Annotated in this window: 10 protein-coding genes and 2 pseudogenes; 10 read left to right on the plus strand and 2 right to left on the minus strand. The window is 31.4% G+C overall.

Going from position 1 to position 19,061, the window contains the following annotated elements; all coding sequences use genetic code 11:
* Window positions 1–212: 212 nt before the first annotated feature.
* From ES044_RS05405 to ES044_RS05420, 4 genes are all read left to right on the plus strand, one after another.
* On the plus strand, window positions 213–413 hold the full coding sequence (locus ES044_RS05405; RefSeq protein WP_147118329.1) for a hypothetical protein: 201 nt from the start codon (window positions 213–215) through the stop codon (window positions 411–413).
* A gap of 521 nt (window positions 414–934) precedes the next feature.
* Window positions 935–4,093 carry a SusC/RagA family TonB-linked outer membrane protein gene (locus ES044_RS05410; protein ID WP_147118330.1) on the plus strand — a complete coding sequence of 1,053 codons (3,159 nt, stop codon included), beginning with the start codon at window positions 935–937 and terminating at the stop codon, window positions 4,091–4,093.
* Window positions 4,094–4,109: 16 nt separating this feature from the next.
* Complete coding sequence (locus ES044_RS05415) at window positions 4,110–5,669, plus strand: RagB/SusD family nutrient uptake outer membrane protein (RefSeq protein ID WP_147118331.1); 1,560 nt, start codon at window positions 4,110–4,112, stop codon at window positions 5,667–5,669.
* 100 nt (window positions 5,670–5,769) lie between these two features.
* Window positions 5,770–6,498, plus strand: coding sequence for a hypothetical protein (locus ES044_RS05420; protein ID WP_147186934.1), 729 nt, complete (start codon window positions 5,770–5,772; stop codon window positions 6,496–6,498).
* Window positions 6,499–7,146: 648 nt separating this feature from the next.
* Here ES044_RS05420 and ES044_RS19455 read toward each other — a convergent pair.
* Window positions 7,147–7,525: pseudogene (locus ES044_RS19455) on the minus strand (transposase).
* Window positions 7,515–7,955 carry a transposase gene (locus ES044_RS19460; protein WP_410524675.1) on the minus strand — a complete coding sequence of 147 codons (441 nt, stop codon included), beginning with the start codon at window positions 7,953–7,955 and terminating at the stop codon, window positions 7,515–7,517. The pseudogene ES044_RS19455 and the gene ES044_RS19460 overlap by 11 nt, the downstream one beginning before the upstream one ends.
* A gap of 550 nt (window positions 7,956–8,505) precedes the next feature.
* Between ES044_RS19460 and ES044_RS05430 the strand changes: the two genes are divergently transcribed.
* From ES044_RS05430 to ES044_RS05455, 6 genes and pseudogenes are all read left to right on the plus strand, one after another.
* Window positions 8,506–9,501, plus strand: coding sequence for a T9SS type A sorting domain-containing protein (locus ES044_RS05430; RefSeq protein WP_147118333.1), 996 nt, complete (start codon window positions 8,506–8,508; stop codon window positions 9,499–9,501).
* 264 nt (window positions 9,502–9,765) lie between these two features.
* Window positions 9,766–10,749, plus strand: a complete 984-nt coding sequence (locus ES044_RS05435; RefSeq protein WP_147118334.1) for a T9SS type A sorting domain-containing protein — start codon at window positions 9,766–9,768, stop codon at window positions 10,747–10,749.
* Between the two features lie 727 nt (window positions 10,750–11,476).
* A pseudogene (locus ES044_RS05440) lies at window positions 11,477–12,361 on the plus strand (DUF2264 domain-containing protein).
* Window positions 12,362–12,808: 447 nt separating this feature from the next.
* Window positions 12,809–13,585 (plus strand): sialate O-acetylesterase, encoded by a 777-nt coding sequence (locus tag ES044_RS05445; RefSeq protein WP_189663197.1) that lies wholly within the window; start codon window positions 12,809–12,811, stop codon window positions 13,583–13,585.
* 84 nt (window positions 13,586–13,669) lie between these two features.
* The gene (locus ES044_RS05450; RefSeq protein ID WP_147118336.1) at window positions 13,670–14,860 is read left to right on the plus strand and encodes a glycoside hydrolase family 88 protein; all 1,191 of its coding nucleotides are present in this window, start codon (window positions 13,670–13,672) and stop codon (window positions 14,858–14,860) included.
* Window positions 14,861–15,945: 1,085 nt separating this feature from the next.
* Window positions 15,946–18,120 carry an alginate lyase family protein gene (locus ES044_RS05455; protein WP_147118337.1) on the plus strand — a complete coding sequence of 725 codons (2,175 nt, stop codon included), beginning with the start codon at window positions 15,946–15,948 and terminating at the stop codon, window positions 18,118–18,120.
* Window positions 18,121–19,061 lie beyond the last annotated feature (941 nt).

Genomic DNA, 19,061 nt, shown 5'->3' on the forward strand with positions numbered 1-19,061 from the left:
AATAATTATGTTTACAAAACTAATGTATAAAGAGCTATTAAAAGTCCGTAAAAAGTGATTAAATAGTTCTTAATTAGTATTAAAGCAATGTTGCTATCGAACGAATGTTATTATTTATTTTTTTATGTAACTTAAATTGAAATATCATTGACCATTGGATATACTAATTTAGCCAGGAGTTAGAATTCAGAGAAAAATCTTAATTTTAACAAATGAAAACAATGCGAAAAATTTATGGTACCATCTTTAAGACAAAAGCAGTTAAACGCAGTAATGAAAGATTAAACATTACAGAACTAGGAGTAGAGGTAGGCATACGAGTTTCTGTGTTCTATAAATGGTTTAAAGAATATGAGAAATTTGGTACAAGAAGTTTTTCTGGTAAAGGGATTTTAAAACAAAGTGTTGATTAAAAAGTAATTAGTGAATTAAAAGCAAAGCTCAAAGAAGCAGAATTAAAAAGAGATATATTAAAAACAGCAATAGGCATTTTTTTCAAGAGCGGTCGATGCTATATGATTTCATTAAAAGTGGTGAGAAAGTATTTAAGATTTAAAAAATGTGTTAAGTACTAGGGGGTAGGTTGTAGTGGATATTACCGTTGGACATGTTACTAATTCCTTAAGCGAAATATATGAAAATTATTAAAAACAAACAATTCTCTTGCAGCGTTCTTATTACAACACTCAAAAAAAGTATTGTAAAATATTCAACTTGCTTTTAAGATAAACCTTTTCTTGCACGCGATGATTAAATACTTACAAATCAGATATTTGAATATCTTAAACATCTACTTATGATTAGGTTATAAAAATTTTAATAAGGTCAAATAGATTTATTAAGACGAAAACCATCCTCTTTTCGGATTTTACTGCTTAATTAATAATGTAGTTTAGCATAATAATTTAATAAACATTTAACATAATTACTTAATATGAAACAGAAAGCAATAAACAGAAAACCTATTCAAAGTTTTACGTTGTTATTATTATTGGTGTTTTTTAGTTTTACCGGAGCTAATTTAAACGCCCAACAGGTTTCAGGTACTGTTGTAGATACTTCAGGAACCCCATTGCCGGGAATTTCTGTGGTAGAGAAGGGAACGACCAATGGAACAAGTACCGATTTTAATGGTACCTATTCTTTAGCTCTTAAAAATGGAAAAAAAACACTCGTTTTTTCTTCCTTGGGCTTTGAAAAATTAGAGTTAACAATTGGTAATAAAACAGTTATTAATGCTACTCTTCAAGACTCTAACGAATCTTTAGATGAGATTGTAGTTATTGGGTACGCACGAGTTAAAAGAGAGAAAGTATTAGGTTCTGTAGCTAGTGTAACCGCAGAACAGATGGAGAAATCAACACCTATACAAGCTTTTGACGCAATTCAAGGTAAAGTATCTGGGGTTCAAATAAGAACAAACAATGGCCCAGGTCAAGGATTTGATGTTCAGATTCGAGGTATCTCTTCTCTTGGCGGGAGTACAAATCCTTTGTTTGTTGTTAATGGTCAGCAATTAGACAATATTGACAATATTGATCCTGCTGACATTAAAAGTTTAGACGTATTAAAAGATGCAGCTAGTACTTCTCTTTATGGTGCTAGAGGAGCAAATGGTGTTGTAGTAATTACCACAAAAAGAGGTAAAGCAGGTGAGCTTACACTAGATGTTTCAAACATTTTAAGTATTTCAACATTAGTTGGAGATTTACGAGTGGCTAATGCTGATGATAGACTGTTCTATGAGGGTACAAGAAGCGGGCGAGGAAATCTACATCCATGGCAAAGGGATTCTTTAAGTACGCTTTTTAGAAATTCTTATAATCTACAAAAATTAATGATGAAACCTGCGGTAAGAACACAAACAAATGTAGCCTTGAGTGGTGGTTCTGAAAAAGCTCGATTTTATTGGAATACTGGTTTTTTACAGGAGGGTGGCATTGTACGAAATAGTGGATATAAGAGAGCAAATACAAACCTTAGGTTAGATCTTAAACCGAACAATTGGTTAGATATAGCTACTAACGTAAATTTATCCTTCGAAGATAGATCAGGTGTAAACGAGAGTGAAGCTTTGGGCACTATAGTAGATCGTATTCCATTTTTTCCTTTATTCGAAGAAAATGGTGAGTATACAAGACGGATTAATGGTCAACGAAATCCTTTGGCTGAAGCAGATTTTGGAGTAAACAGTAGAAGAACATATAGAGCTACAATTTTTAACGATGCCACCGTAAAATTAGTAAAAAATCTTACTTTTAGAACCACGGTTGGAGCTTCTTTTAGAGTGGATAAAATTTTAAATTTCGAGCCAGTTATTTTGCAGAATCCAAATGGTGAGGGGTTTCCTTCTGGAAGAGAAAGAATACCACTTTCTTATGGAATTCAGCAAGAGAATGTTTTAAATTATGGAAATTCATGGGGAGATCATAACTTAGTAGTTATTGCTGCGACGCAAGTTCAAAGAGAAGTTACTGAAAATTCTGATTTTTCGGCTAATCAATTTGTGAATGACCGTGTACAGACTTTTAATAATACCGCACCAGAGGTTATTATTTCTAGGTCGGAAAATAGTAGAGAGGGTTTATTTTCTTTAGTTGGTAGTGCTGCATATGATTATAAAGGCAAATATTTAATTGGAGGTTCTATACGAAGAGATGGTTCTTCTAAATTTGCAACAAATAATAAATTTGCCTATTTCCCCTCTGCTTCGGCAGGTTGGAATATTGCTAAAGAAAATTTCTTGAAAGAAAATACGGTTATTAATCGATTAATGTTAAAAGCTAGCTGGGGTGTTGTAGGTAATGAAGATGGTCTTGGAAGGTATGAGTTTTTTAGTTCATTGAGACCAGGAAGTACCTATAACGGAGAGGCGGGTATTGCACCAGCGCGTTTAGGAAATCCTGATTTAAAATGGGAGACGACTACTTCTTCTGATTTAGGGCTAAATTTAGCATTGCTTGATAACAGACTTGAGGTTGATGTAGCTTTCTGGAAAAGAAAGACCGCAGATCTTTTAGCTTCAGTACCGTTGCCCGAAGAAACAGGTTTTGGTTCTGTGCGCCGGAACATTGGTAATATAGAAAATAGAGGTTTTGATCTTAACATAAATGCGACCATTATTAGAACGGAAAATTTTACATGGTCAAGCAATTTTAATATTGGATATCTTGAAAATGAAGTAACAAAATTAGCAGGAGGAACGCAGTTTCAAGCTGGTAGAACACTTATAGAAGAAGGGCAACCGATAGGTAATTTCTTTGGCTATAGAAACTTAGGAGTATACCAGTACAATGAATCAAATGCATATACTGATAATGGTGTGAGATTGATGCCTGTAGTCGAAAATAATAGAGTTGTTTATGAAGACTTTACAAACTCACAGGGTGTTATAGTTAATAGACCAGTTTATACATTAAATGGTCAACCATATGCTGGTGACGCTATTAATAAACATAGAGCTGCAAATATAGTATCGAGAGGAGGAGATATTATATGGGAAGATCTTCCAGATGCAGATGGTAATTATAATTTTGTAATTGATGATTTTGATAGACAAATTTTAGGAAACGGTCTAGCCAATGTTTTTGGTGGTTTTTCGCATAATATTAGATACAAAAATTTTGGAGTAAGTTTTCAATTTGATTATAGCTTAAATCATGATATTTATGCCAGATGGGATCAAGAAAGAAACGATACCAATTCAATTGGAGAAACGCCAGGTCCAGAGCGTATATATGGGCAATGGATGCGACCAGGAGATGTAACAGTGTATCCACGTTTATCTCGTTTAGCTCAAAATAATGTGTTTGGTAGCAATCCACAAAGCTTTTTTGTTACTGATGGTAGTTACATAAAGTTTAGGTACATTCGATTTAATTATAGTTTACCAAAAGATGTGATTAAAAAGATAAAAGGAGTAAGCAATATTTCATTAAATTTTGCTGTAAATAATGTGTTAACTTGGACAAATTATAACGGGTATAACCCAGAGTTTGGGTCAAGAGGCGCTGCATTAACACCAAATGAAGACAATATGAGATTTCCAAACGATCGTGAATTTATATTAGGATTAAATGTGCAACTAAAATAAAAAAAAAACAGGTAAAATGAAAAATTATAATAAACTTATAAAACAAGTTAAACTTACTTCTAGCATGCTTATTTTGCTTTTGGTTGGCTATTCTTGTGATAACATTACAGAAGAAAATCCGATAAGTGAAATAGGTACATCGCAATTTTGGTTAAATAATTCGGATGCGAATACAGGTGTTGTTGCTATTTATGATGCCTTGCAGCCTACTTATAGATCCTCGCATCTTCAATGGGGAGAATTTAGATCAGATAATTTTCAAGCTTATAGTAATTCGACTTCAATAAATAATGCTTCTTATCCATTAAATAACATCTTTGCTGGCGACGGATCTATGCGATGGAATGATATTTACGGTGCTATTTACAGAGCCAATTCAGCCATAGAGAACATACCAAATATATCTGGTGCAAATCCAAATTTGTTAGCAGAGGCATTAACCATAAGAGCAAAATTGTATTTTGATGCTGTTAGAGTTTGGGGTGCTGTGCCTTTTATTACAGAAACTGTTATAAATATTGAAGATGCTGCAAGACCAGCTACAGACCCAATGACCATAATGAATGAGTTGATTATTCCAGATATGATAAAAGCAGAAGGTCTTTTTACAGTTCTATCTAGAGAATTCAGATTTTCTTTATCAAGTCTTTACTGCTTGCAAGCAGAAGTGTATATGTGGCGAGAAGAGTTTGATAAAGCAAAAATTGTTTTAGACAAATTAGTGAACCTAGGAGAATACAGTCTAGTTACTACTACTGAAGGATACTTTAATTTGTTTGCAAACGACCAAGGTGGGCTAGGTAAAATTCAGATAGGGCCAGAACTAATTATGTCTATCCGTTTTGATCTAATAGATGCAGATAGATCTGGTATATTTAATTTCTTTAATGGTGGTATTCAGCAATTTGCGATATCAGAGGATGCAGACCTAAAATGGAGAGAAAAGTTTCCTACAGATTCATTAGAATGGGTAAATAAATATCCAAATACAGCACCTGTTGCAACAAGAACCCTTAATTTAGTAGATGATAATGGTGCTATAAGAGATTCTATAATACCAGTCTATGGAGACTGGAGGTATTTTATGGTTCGTGAAGGAGGTGTAGAATTAGGTCCAAGTGATGGGCGAGCTATGTTTACCAAGTGGGGTAAAGGTATTTCTTATGATAGAAGCCAAGATGATACAGATATTAATTTATACCGTTATGCAGACATGCTTTTAATGTTAGCAGAAGCAGAAAATCAATTAGACAATGCAATCAGTATAGCAAGGTCTTTAGAAATTGTAAATGAGTTAAGAACTGCAAGAATGCTTCCTCCTGTGAATATTTTTGAATTTGGCGGAACCAAAGAATTAAGAGAGCACTTTTTATTGGATGAGAGACGTTTCGAGTTATTTGGCGAAGGAAAAAGATGGTGGGATTTACGTAGAACAGACAAAGCGATAGAAATTCTAAATCCTATTTTATTGTTAAAAGACGGAGGAGTGCAGATAACCCAAGATCGTTTGCTTTTTCCAATATTTAATGATCATTTAATAGAAAACCCGCTTTTAAAGCAAAACCTCGGTTACTAATAAAAAACACACAAAAATGAAAACAATAAATAAAATAAAAATTTTTAGGGTAGTAGTAGTACTTTTTACTGCCTCCATTTTTACAGGGTGTGAACTTGGTTTGCAAGAAGAGTATGACTTTAAACCAGAATTAACAATTACTAATTCTTTTAAGGATATTACTGCATGGGAGTTTATGAATAACTTCGGCTTGGATTCTTTGAGGGATGTGCAGACTGATGAGTTAGTTTTAGACCCTGTGACTGGAGCGCGTCAAATAGATGGTGATAGTTTTGATTATATGTTAGCTGCAATTAAAAAAGCAGGGTTAGAGGATTTGTATCAGCAGACAGCTACTACAAATAGAACCTATTTTTTACTAAACAACAGAGCCTTTTTACAAGGTAGAAGTATTTTACGAACGGTTACAGGATCTAACAGTACTATCATTTTTGAAGGATTTGTTGGTGGTATACCCATCCTTAGAGAAGGTACAGCAGAAGAAATTATGGAAACTGTAGACACTCCTGAAGAAATGGAGAAATTGAAAGCAATTCTTATGTATCATATAGTTACAGAATACGTTGCGCAAAGACCTACCTTATTTTTATTTGGGGAATGGTATGTATACCAGACCTTACTACCAGGACAAGACGGTTTAATTGGACTTATGAGAGATGAGATTGATTTCATAAATATAAATGGTAGAAGAAGAAATCCACAATATAGTCCTTCACCAATGCCAGCATCTTCACAAGTATGGGATGCACAAGTTTATAACCATAATTATATCTTTTCAAATGGTATTGGACATCATTTAAGTGAGCCAGTGAGAAATAAACCTTATTAGAAAGTAAATGGTGTAGCTATTTTTTAAATTCAGATAGCTATTAAATTTCAATTAATTTAAGAAATCCTCTATAATAAATTGTTTATGGAGGATTTTTTTTGTGAAGATAATAGTGCTAATTAACTTTGAAAAACAGCCAAGCTATAAATACAAAATTATTAGATGAACGTGCCTGTATTCGGGAGTGTAAATTAAACTTTGTTTGTTAGTTTTTTCCGTTTCAAAAATAATTTAATTTTTTCTCTTCATATGGTTGTTTAAAAAAATCGAGTTGTTTTTAAAGTGAGTCCCAGCGGTGGCGTCACGATTTGCTTGGTTTTGAATTAATAGCGAGCTCAATTCTATTTCCAAATTTAATATATAATTGTTGAATTGTCAAACTCCAAGTATGAAGCGGTGCTATCCAATTTTTTTTGGATGTTCTTTGTTGCAAGAGAAAACAACTTTAAAAGTGCCATATCACTGATAAACGCTCCTTTTTTTTGGTCACTTTTCTTACCTGACGATGAAATCCCTCTAGAGTATTGGTGGTGTAAATAATCCTTCTTATCGGTTATGAATATTCAAAATATGCCGATAATACCTCCTAGTTCCGCTCCCAACTCTGAATGACCACTGGATATTTTTCGCCTCATTTTTAAGATAATTTTAGTAATTGGTCTTCTGTAACCGATTTATTAACGCCTTATAAACCAATTTTAAATCGATCATAAACTCTTTTTGGTCTTTAGAAGCCACATACTTTAAAGAGTTTCTAATTTGATGAACAATACATTTTTGGATTTTTGTTTTCGAAAAAATACTCAAAATAGCCTCACTAAACCCTTTTAAATTATCGGTACAAGCTATTAAAATATTAGTGAAACCTCGGTTATTTAAATCTGTAAGAACTTGAAGCCAAAAATTAGCCCCTTCACTTTGAGATATACATTCCTAAAATTTCCTTTTTTATTTCTTTAGTAATTCCCAAAATAGTGTACAAAGCTCTATGTTTTATTTTACTGTTTACATGCACTTTATAATGCATAGCATTCAACCAAACAATGCAGTAAATCGATTCTAAAGGTCTGTTTTTTTTGGGCTTTAATGTATGGAATAATACGGTCTGTAATTTCTGACAAAACCGTGTGAGAAATACTCATATCATACATTTCTTCGATGTGAGAAGAAATATCTCGCAGACTCATTCTTAAGCCATGTAAGGTGCTAATTTTTTCCGATAAATTATCAGCTAAAATTGTTTGACGTTTCTTTATAATGCTAGGTTCAAAACTGCTATTTCTATCCGTAGGTGTCGTTATTGCTGTCTCGCCAATATTGGTTTTTAAGGTCTTTTTACTTGTACCATTGCGTTTGTTTTTTTTTGGTTCTTCTAATAAATATGCAAACATTTCTGCGTCTAAAGCTTTTTCTATAAACTCTTCAATATCGGTGTAAAAGCACCATCTTTCCCAAATAAACTCTTATCTGATAATAACTGATTTACTGCTTTTTTTTTCAAAGGCTTGTTGTTTACGTGTCCATATTTTCTGTTTGAATTAAATTAATACTTTTTTCTATTCAGACAGAGTTGAGTTTACAGTCTTTTTAAAATTAAATTTTAGACACCACTTTTCTCAAAGTTTCTTATTTAAATCATTGTTGTCCGATTAAAACTATTTTAAATTCAGTTACATCAATAAATATTAGGGTTTAACGTCATTTTTTTAATTAATAGTTTCAATTTGAAGTTGCCTTTAAAAAGACAAATAAATGCAACTTTTATTTTAAAACACCTCTGTATTTTAGTTAGTTAGAATTAATTCTTGTCTCTTGATTCTAAAATTGAGTTGTGTTGAACTAGTTTTACTAAACGATTTCGGTACTTTTATCGGACAATAGTGTACTTAAATACAATTTTGTACGAAATCCAACATGTTTATGGATTTTTACATCCTTTAAAAGTTTTAAATTTAACTCACAAAGTAATAAGAGTATTGCTTTATTAACTTTTTTAAATTTATTATTATGAAAAAATCATTACACGTATTTTTATTGTTTTTTACAATTATAGCTTTTGGTCAAGCAACTTTGCCGGCTTATGAAGGTTTTGATTATACCACTCCGGGCAAATTATTTCCAGTAAATGCAAATCAAGGTCAAGGAAATTGGACGATAGGCGATGTGACTTTTACACCAAATGTTGATATTGTAGCGTCTCCAACTTGGAATGTTAGTGGTGTAGCAACAACAGGAAATGCAATGGCTTATTCAGGTCCTGGAGAATCGCCTATTTATTCATATACTCCAGAAGACGGTCAAGCGACTGTTTACGTTTCTTTTTTATTAAGAGTTACAGCTTTGGCTGACACTAATTTATCTACGTTTCTTACTACGTTAAAATCTCCATTCGAAGGTCGTTTTAATGCAATCGTTTGGTATAAAAAGAATCCAGCTGAAGGCGCTACAGGATATGTTCTTGGTGTAAATTTAGGCCGTGGTTCTGCTGACGTCTTTTATGACACAAAAGATTATCAAGTAGGTGACGATGTACTTGTTGTTATTAAAAAAGTAGAAGGAGGCGCAGTTAGTTTGTTTTTAAACCCAGATTTAGGCACAGAGCCATCAACACCAACAGTAGAAGATCCCACGGTTAGAGATTATCCTTTTGGCCAAATATTTTTTAGACGCGATGCAAATGATAGAACTCCTTCATTAATTATTGATGAGTTAAGAGTTGGAAAAGAGTGGGCAGATGTAGTGCAAACTGCAGTCTTAAGTACTTCTAATGTAGAAGCTGCTGAAATAGGTATTTATCCAAACCCTGTTTCTGATGGTACATTATTTATCAATTCTAAGACAAATACAACACTCGAAATCTATTCTATTTTAGGTAAAAAAGTATTAGCAAAAAGCAATGTCTCTAAATCAGTAGATGTTTCGCAATTAGCGAAAGGCTGTTATATCTTAAAGATCAAAAATGAAAACAATGCTGTTAAAACTAAAAAATTAATCATTCAATAATTATTCTAAATAGCTTTATGTTAAAGTTATTTAAAATAAGTTTTGAATTTATTTATAAGAAAAAGACTAGCGTTTGCTAGTCTTTTTTTTATAGCTAGTTTTTAATCTTGCAATTCAATGCTGCCAATGCTCTAAAAGACTACCGTTGAAATCTAATTTCGCACAAAAACCAACCTATTTTCGGACTTTAAAACCCGTTAAAAATTATAACTTGCAAGCGAGTAACAATGGTGTTATTTAATTAACTTTTTTAAATTAACAATTATGAAAAAATCATTACACGTATTTTTATTATTTTTTACAATTATGGCTTTTGGTCAGGTAACTTTGCCGGTCATTGAGCAATTTGATTATTCTATTGGTAGAGGATTAACAGAACAAGAGAATTGGAGGCGAGCTGGAGGAACTAATAATCCAACTGATATTATGGTAGTAGCATCTCCAAATTGGACAATACCAAACACAACTACACCAAGAGAAAATGCGGTTTCACTATTTGGTACTGGATTAAATGCAATGTTCGAATTTGTAAGGCCAGAAGGGACTCCAACAATTTACGCTTCTTTTATGATGAAAGTAACAAATATGGATAATATTACTGGTGAGGGTAATTCTTTTGCCTCATTAGCCTTAAATAACTCATCAGATCAGTTAACTAGAAATTGTAGCGTTTTTATAAGACAACATTTTACTGGAACTGGTTATAATATAGGTATATCTCAAGGGCAAAATGGTACCGAGATATGGAATGATGCAGTTTATTCTTTAGACGAAGAGGTGCTTATTGTAATTAAAAAAGAGAGTCAATTTTCTGGTTTGAGATTTGCGAGTATATTTATAAATCCAGATCTTACCGCTGCAGAACCAGCAGCAACAAGAGTAACTGGTGATAGATTCGGAACACCAGATAGATTTGTACTTGACCAAAATAGAGGTGATTTGCCAACAATAGTTATAGATGAACTTAGAATTGCAGATACCTGGAGCGATGTAACTTTAAGTGCGCCTTCAAGTGTAGAAGAGGCTAAAATTGCTGTGTATCCAAACCCAGTTTTTAAGGGAACTTTATTTGTAAATGCAGCTTCGAATGTATCAATAGAAATTTATTCTGTATTAGGTAAAAAAGTATTAGCAAAAAGCAATGTGTCTAAATCTGTAGATGTTTCTAACTTAGCAAAAGGTTGCTACATTTTAAAGATGAAGGATGAAAATAATGCGGTAAAAACTAAAAAATTAATCATTCAATAATTATTTTAAATCGCTTTATTTTATAGTTGTTTATAAAATTTAGTAAGATTATAAATAAAAGAAAAGACTAGCGTTTGCTAGTCTTTTCTCTTTTTACGCCTAGTTAATTTATTTATAGTTGAAATGTTTTCACCTTTTTGAACCTAGATTTGTTACTCATAAATTTCAAGAATTATTTTCATAAACCCTTTTTGAATCCGGCAGTAAACAGTATTTAAAAAGTAAACTTGTTGTTTTGTTGTGCAGTTCACTTAAAGTAACACAAATTTACCTCCCATGAGTATTTATGCTTTAGAACTAATTTTCATACCAAAGATATTGTTCATTTTATCTATATAACATGATCTAATGAAATAGATGAAAATTTGAACATAGTAAGTTTTTAAAAAAAAACACATACGATGACAAAGGTTAATTTGCGAAAAAAAAACTTTTTATTTTAGCGTGTTTACTTATAATTTTAGAAAGCGCATATGCTCAAAAACAAGAATTACGTGTATATTCTTTGGCTTCATTACTTAAAATTGGAGATCCCGTTTTAACAGTACTCAGTAAAAATGAGTTGAAAAACAATTACACAAGTAAAACCAAATAGTAAAAGAGATGTGAAAAATGCAATGCATTTAGAGGCTTTTGGTTGCTTACTCTCTGGTGTTTAACTTTAGCTTGCATTAGGATAGGAGTAGATAAGACAGCTGAAGGAAAATTACGCGCAAAATACATCGCTTTGGCTCAAAAATGCCATGATAATACCACGAATCCTGAAGCTGCAGATTTTATGAATTTCAATATTGATAAGCAACCTTTAGTAGATGCTGCTTTTTTTGCACAAGCATTACTAAGGGTACTGAAGCAATTATGGCATCCTTTGAATGAAGCAACTAAAGAGAAAGTAATAAAAGTATTAAAAGCTACTCGAGTTATAAAACCGCATGAAAATAATTGATTACTTTTTTCTGGAATGGTAGAAGCAGCACTATTAAAGTTTGATGGTGGTGCAGATGTAGCTCCTTTGGAAGATGCTTTAGAGAAACATGAAGAATGGTATTTAGGAGATGGCACGTATGGTGACGGTAAACATTTTAGACGGGACTATTATAATAGCTTTGTAATTCAACCCATGGTGCTCGATATTTTAAAAAATATGAATGAAGTAAGCAATACTCGTAAAAACGAGTATGATAAAGTGCGAAAGCTTGCAATACGGTATGCTGCTACTCAAGAAAGGTTAATTTCTTCGGATGGCACGTATCCGCCAATTGGCAGATCTATCGTATACCGGTTCGGTGCCTTTCAATCTTTAGCACAAATAGCACTTTTTAATAAATTACCAGAAGAAATTCATTCTGCACAAGTTCGTTCTGCTTTGCATCTTATGATTCGAAATCAATTGAGCGCTCTAGGAACATTTGACAAAGAGAAATGGCTAAAAATTGGACTAAATAGTTAGCAGCCCAACCTTGGAGAAAGTTATATTTCTAAAGGAAGTTTGTATTTGTGTGCCGAAGTAGTTTTGGTTTTAGGTTTACCAGTAAAAGATACTTTTTTGAATTGCACCTTACCAAACTTGGACACAAAAGAAAATTTGGTCTCGACAAGATATTTCTATTGATGGTGCTTTGAAAAAAGAATTAAAAAGGCTAATCTCTTTATTCTTCTAGTATACCTATATTATCTTAATTTTATAAAAGTTTAAAATGCACAGTAAAATAAAAATTATCTAATTAATAGTTATTTTATCATCTTGTGGTTATAGATTAGGATTTTTAGATACCCTATTTTAAATTTTTCCTAGAAATTTTCGTACTATTTTTGTTATCTTGGGGTAAAGTATAAATGCAATATTAAGTTCACCGAAGTATTTCTGATTGTGCTTATTGTAGCTATATATCTGACAATTGTACAATTGATTTTATGATACATACTTTTATTTTTTATGAATGCCTACAATTCTTTAAATTAGAGGTATGTTTTTTTTTATTTTAAATTAATGCCATACTTTTAATTTTACCTTACACATAAAATAATGAGATATCTAAAAAGCACAAAAATACTAGTCATGTTATGCACTGTCATTGTAAGTTGTAAAAGTGCTAGGAGTAGTATTAATGTTGAAAAAGTAGCACCTATTAAAACAGCACTAGAAACAATAAAAAAAAATCTAGATATTTATATACTCATAGGTCAATCTAATATGGCGGGTAGAGCAAATATTGAATTACAAGATAAAGATACTTTAGACGGTGTTTTTTTATACACAGGAATAGCTACAAAAATTTGGGAAAAAGCGGCAGCACCTTTAAATAAATATTCTTCTATTCGAAAAAATATCGAAATGCAAAAATTTAATTTAGGCTATACCTTTGGTCGCGATATGGCAAAAATGGCTAAAAATGAAATAGGCTTGGTGGTAAATGCCAAAGGAGGAACTAGTATTGATTTATGGGCGCCAAATTCTCTTTTTTATAGTGAGGTTGTTAGTCGAACAAAAACAGCTTTACAATATGGCGAATTAAAAGGTATTATTTGGCATCAAGGAGAATCTGACTCAGATAAATACAATACATACTTAGTAAAACTTATTAACCTTATTGAAGCTTTACGATTGGATTTTGGGGTTTCTAATTTGCCTTTTATTGCTGGTCAACTTTCAGGAGATAAAATATCTCGAAATAATTTTAATGAAATGTTATTAGAATTGCCCACTAAAATTAAAAACACAGCAGTTGTTCAATCAGATAATACAAGCACTATAGATAGCACACATTTTGATGCAATAAGTCAGCGTTTACTCGGCGAAAGATATGCTCTAGAAATGAAGAAATTGATAAAATAAAACAAGTATTAAAAAGTATGAACTATTTACGCGGCATGGTTTAAAACTACCGATTTAAATTAATTATTTATAACACAAACAACAATGAAAAGAGTACCCATATTAATTGCCTTATGTTTTTTTAATAGTATCATTTTAAATGCACAGGAAGATATACAAGAAAAAGAACCAATTACTTTTAATCTAGCCGAAACAATTGGTTTTGCCGAAAGCCAGTTTTCAAAAGCCACAAGTAGCTTAGATATTGATAAAGGATTTCCTAGAATAAGTAATAGTGATGGCACATGGTTACAAGTGAACGCTAGGAACTGGACCAGTGGATTTTTCCCAGGAAGTTTGTGGTATTTATATGAATTAACGGGAAACAAAAAATGGCTTAAAGAAGCTCAGAAGTGGACGGAGCCTTTGTCTTCGCTACAAACATTTTCTGGACATCATGATACTGGTTTTATGGTCTATTGTAGTTTTGGAAATGGATATCGATTAACAGAAAATAAAGATTATAAAGATATTATTGTAAATACTTCTCAAACATTAACGAGTCGTTTTTACCCTAATGTGGGTACCATAAAATCTTGGGACAGAGGTGAGCATCATATAACAATTATTGATAATATGATGAATCTTGAAATGCTGATGTGGGCTTCAAAAAACGGTGGAACTAAAGAAATGGCTAAGATTGCTATAAGCCATGCAGACACAACTTTAGAACACCATTTTATGGAAAATGGCGCTGCGTATCATGGCGTAGTTTATAATCCTGAAACAGGTGCTGTTATTAACAAAAGAACATATCAAGGATATAATGATACTACTATGTGGGCACGTGGTCAAGGTTGGGGTATTTATGGATATTCTATGATGTACAAACAGACAGGAGATGAAAAATATTTAGAGTTAGCCTTAAAAACGGCAGATTTATGTATCGATAGGTTTCCAGAGGACGTAGTTCCTTATTGGGATTTTGATGCCCCAATGATTCCTAAAAGGGAAAAAGACGCATCTGCAGGAGCCCTTATGGCATCAGCATTTTTAGAGCTTTATGAGCACACAAATAATCTAAAATATTATAACTGGGCAGTAAAACTATTAAATGAACTTTCTTCAGACAGGTACTTAGCAAAAGAAGAAGAATATCAATGTTTAATACTTCACAGTGTTGGTAACTATCCTAAAAATTCTGAAGTAAATGTTAGTTTAAATTATGCAGATTACTACTACTTAGAAGCTTTGGTAAGACTTAAAAAGTTAAGTATTGGAGCGCAAAATAATTAATTAGTACTACTTAAAAATCATGTGTTAATAATTGAGCTTCAAATATAGCACATGATTCTTATAACCACAAAAAGAGTAAGTTTTACATTATAACATACTTGGTTAATGTGTCCTTATTTTAAAATATTTTACACTGTCACTTACTAAAATAGGTAGCATCCCAGTTTAAGATTTACAACTTTTCACTTAATAATGCTGAAATTTGGAGCCTTCTGAAAAAAATATCCTAAGGTGCAGCGAAGTGATAACTACAAGTTTACGATCACGACTCAAAGTATTGTAGATCAGACGTTATAGAATCCATTTTCTAACCCATACAAAACGATTACGAAAAACTTGTTAAGAACAATTATTATTAAACCTGTGTTCAGTTATTAAGTAGCTAAAGTTTCAAAAGTATGCTCGAATAAATGATTAAAATCTGGCATAAACGCTACATATTCAATGGCAATCACATCTATTAAGTCTTCTGATATAGTCTAATTTACAGCATCAAAATATTTTTTTAACCTTTGGTCTCTTAATTCTTCTTTCGTTACTTTTTCTTCTTTATACAATTTTCAATATTGATGATTTAAAGGTCTGTAAATTTCTAGAAAGCTGTTTAAATCTATAGTAATATTTTGCTTATCAAAAACCTTTCTAAACACTAAATTAGAGTTTTTTTCAAAATCCCATAAAGTAGATCTAAATCAAAAAAGACGTGCTGTATATGTTTCATTTCCGTTATATTTGAAGACAGTATATAAGCTAGTAAAATGCAACTATTTTCTTTTTTAAAAAAAGAGTTTGTTAAAAATGTTTTAACATTAATAACAGGTTCTGCTCTAAGTCAAGTTGTTATTTATGGGTCAACTTTAGTTCTTTTAATTATATGTGACAATATCTACTACTTTTCCTAAAACTTTATAACTAAAAATAAGTATAAAAATAGATTAAAATTTGTGAGGTTTAACATTAAAAAAAAGTTTTTATAATGTAAGTAACTATAAAACTTTTGAAGCTCTTTTTTTTTACGAAAGGAGAACTTTAAAAAAATTAAAATTCCTTTTTCCTCTATTAACTATAAATTTTCAAAATAAAAAATGTTAAATAAAAAACACCTACTCCTATTAGTTTTTACCTCTATTTCTAGCCTTACCATTTGTCAAAAAAAACTACCCTTAAACAACAATTTATTTGAGAATTTAAATCTAGATTCACCTGGTATGAAGCAGGTGAAAAAATCTTATACAAATAATAAAAAACCACTAGAAGCACTTCTTAAATTTTATAGAGAAAAAGAAGATCTTTACAATAGAGTTACAAAAGAAGAGATTCCATATTTGAGAGAGCAATATCCAGAAGATATTGCAAATTCAATTAAGATTGCTGATCAGGTTGTTAATCAGTATTTTGTTTTTAGAGAAGATTGGGATATGGAAAAAACCAATATTCCTTATCAATTTGAAAAAGAGATAGATTGGGCAATAAATCCGTTTGGTGATCCTGAATGGACTTACATGATGAATCGACATAAATTTTGGACGCATTTAGCAAAAGCATACTTTTTTACAAGAAAAGAAAAATATGCTAAAACTTTTGTGAAACAATTGGAGCATTGGATTGAAAATAATCCGTTACCAAATTTAGAAGACGTTTATAATACAAGTGCTGGCTGGCGAAGAATTGAAGCAGGAGTGCGCTGTGAAAATTGGATAAAGTCATTTGAATATATAAAACATTCGAAACATATAACACCAAAATTCCTTGAGAAATTTTTAAATTCTTTGCATCTTCATGGAGAGTATATTACTAATAATTATGGTGACTTTTCTAGAACAAGTAATTGGGGAGTGCTAGAAAATCAAGGATTATTTCATGCGTCTATATTTTTAAAAGAATTTAAATTGGCAGCTACCTGGCAGAAAGATGCAATTTGTAAATTATCTGAATGTATTGATTTACAGATCGTAGAAGGTGGTGCACACTGGGAGCATTCGCCAATGTATCACAATGAAGTGATGCATAGTTTTATGAATGTAAAATTTTTAGCTGATCGAAATGATATTAAGCTAACAGCAATTCTTATTGAAAAGATAAAAGACATGGCCTACGCCAATGTAGCTTGGCAAAAGCCTAATTATCATCAACCATTATTAGGGGATAGTGATGATACCAATACGCAAGGTCTTCTTTCACTTGCTACTTATTTATACAATGATGGCGTTTTAAAATCAAGAGCCTATAAAAAGCTAGATTTAGATACCTATCTATTTTTAGGAAAAGAAGGTAATAAGGAATATCAACAAATAAAGGTACAAGACCCAGATTTCTTATCTGTATATCAGCAAGGTAATGGTGATTTTTATATGCGGTCTTCGTGGGAAGAAGATGCAACTTATACTTCATTGCATTTAAGAAAATTGGCAGCAGGTCACGCACATGACGATCTTTTAAGCTTTACTATTTTTGCGAATGGACGAGATTATTTGGTAGATAATGGGAGATATACTTACGTAAATAATAAATGGAGAAATTTCTTTAAAAGTAATATTAGTCACAATTCATTGGGAGTAGACGATTTACCAAATAGTATTTTAAAAGGTTCCTGGGGTACTAGTTATGAAGCTTGGGGAAAAGATATTTATACCAAATCTGCGCTGTCTTTTGATTATGGAGAAGCAGAAAGTACTGCATACGAAAGATTAGTCGATCCTGTGGCAATGAAAAGAAGAATGTTGTATTTGAAACCGGATGTTTGGTTAATTTTTGACAGTTTTTCAGGAAAAGAAAGTCATAAGTATTCTCAGTATTTTAATTTTCCCAATAACAAAGTTAAAATTACTGATGGTGTAATTTCTACAGATTACGATAGTAAAAACTTAATCATACAACCGATTGATAAAGTTGAAATGAAGCTTTCAGATTCTTGGTATTCATCAGAATACAATTTAAAAGAAGAAAGTAAGAGAGGTGAAGTTTTTAAAAATGGTACTGGATTTACTTCTATGATTTCTTTAATTCACTTTTCAGATGAAGATAACTTTAGCTTTAAAAAAACACCTGTTTATAATAAAAAAGGGGTACTAGTTCCAGATAGTCATGCAGAAGCAGTTACTTTATTTTTAGACGGAAAAGAATATACTTTGATAGTTGCTTATAAGTCGCCAGATTTATATAGTCACTTTTTTAAAGTATTGGATGATATAATGGTGCATGGAGAAATAGTATTGATAGAACAAGAAGGTGATACAGTAAAGACGACGGTTATCAAGTAATTGTAAGACACTATCAATTAATTTTTGAAATATTTTAGTTTATTTCGAAACACTATAAAAATTCATTAATGTTAGATCAAAGATTAAATCTAACGATTAAATCTTTGATCTAATTGACTACTACATTTTTTATCTTAATTTTTTTCATTTTTCTAAAAACAAGATGCCAATTAACTATTAGTTGTTCACTTTCTGCTTTGTCAATGATCCTGTCTTTTTCTGGATGATCTAAAAATTAAATTATGGTAATCAAAAAGATGAATTTTACGAAAACTAACTAGATTAGAAAACGCCCAACTACGTTTTAGTTTCTTTTTGATTACAACAAACAAAAGATTGACTTTAAATACGCAATATATCTTTATTTTCATTGTCTCCTAGAAAATATTTCAATAGAAGATTTTGTTTTATTTGCTTAAAGAGCAATTCTATTTGCCGTTTTGTTTTTCCTACGGGAAGTGCATCTTCTTTTAGTAGACATCTTTTATGTTTTTTGCTAACTTTCGCATATTCATGATTATTAGCTAAATGCTATGACTAGTATTTTATCTACTAGTGCCACTTCCAAATCATATAAATCATCAACTAAAATGAAAAGTATATTCTGGGATGTGTTGTCTTTTGATCCGTGTTTGTGGTGCAGTTCTATTTTTACATCTACCAGAAGGTATTGATTTTTTTTTGGTTTTTCTTTAGCATTTTACCAAACAAATAAAAGTATTACTAAAAATATGAGGATTGTATTTTTTATATGTTTCATTTACAATTTAATCGTTCATTTTAAATAGTAGCGCTATTACCACAAAAAAAATTATAAACAAAGTTCACGTATTAACTGCAATACTTAATAGACAAAAAATCTACCTCACAATCTGTATAGAAGGAGGTAGATTTCTAAAAAATACTATATCAACTACTGCTAGCTCATAAACTATTTATCC

This window comes from Polaribacter sp. IC066, assembly GCF_007997085.1.
In the GTDB taxonomy this organism is placed as follows: domain Bacteria; phylum Bacteroidota; class Bacteroidia; order Flavobacteriales; family Flavobacteriaceae; genus Polaribacter.

Excerpts from the sequence above, each read along its gene's own strand:
- ES044_RS05410 (WP_147118330.1), top strand. The coding sequence starts at position 935 with ATGAAACAGAAAGCAATAAACAGAAAACCTATTCAAAGTTTTACGTTG.
- ES044_RS05405 (WP_147118329.1), top strand. The coding sequence starts at position 213 with ATGAAAACAATGCGAAAAATTTATGGTACCATCTTTAAGACAAAAGCA.
- ES044_RS05415 (WP_147118331.1), top strand. The coding sequence starts at position 4,110 with ATGAAAAATTATAATAAACTTATAAAACAAGTTAAACTTACTTCTAGC.
- ES044_RS05435 (WP_147118334.1), top strand. The coding sequence starts at position 9,766 with ATGAAAAAATCATTACACGTATTTTTATTATTTTTTACAATTATGGCT.
- ES044_RS05455 (WP_147118337.1), top strand. The coding sequence starts at position 15,946 with ATGTTAAATAAAAAACACCTACTCCTATTAGTTTTTACCTCTATTTCT.
- ES044_RS05450 (WP_147118336.1), top strand. The coding sequence starts at position 13,670 with ATGAAAAGAGTACCCATATTAATTGCCTTATGTTTTTTTAATAGTATC.
- ES044_RS05445 (WP_189663197.1), top strand. The coding sequence starts at position 12,809 with ATGTTATGCACTGTCATTGTAAGTTGTAAAAGTGCTAGGAGTAGTATT.
- ES044_RS05430 (WP_147118333.1), top strand. The coding sequence starts at position 8,506 with ATGAAAAAATCATTACACGTATTTTTATTGTTTTTTACAATTATAGCT.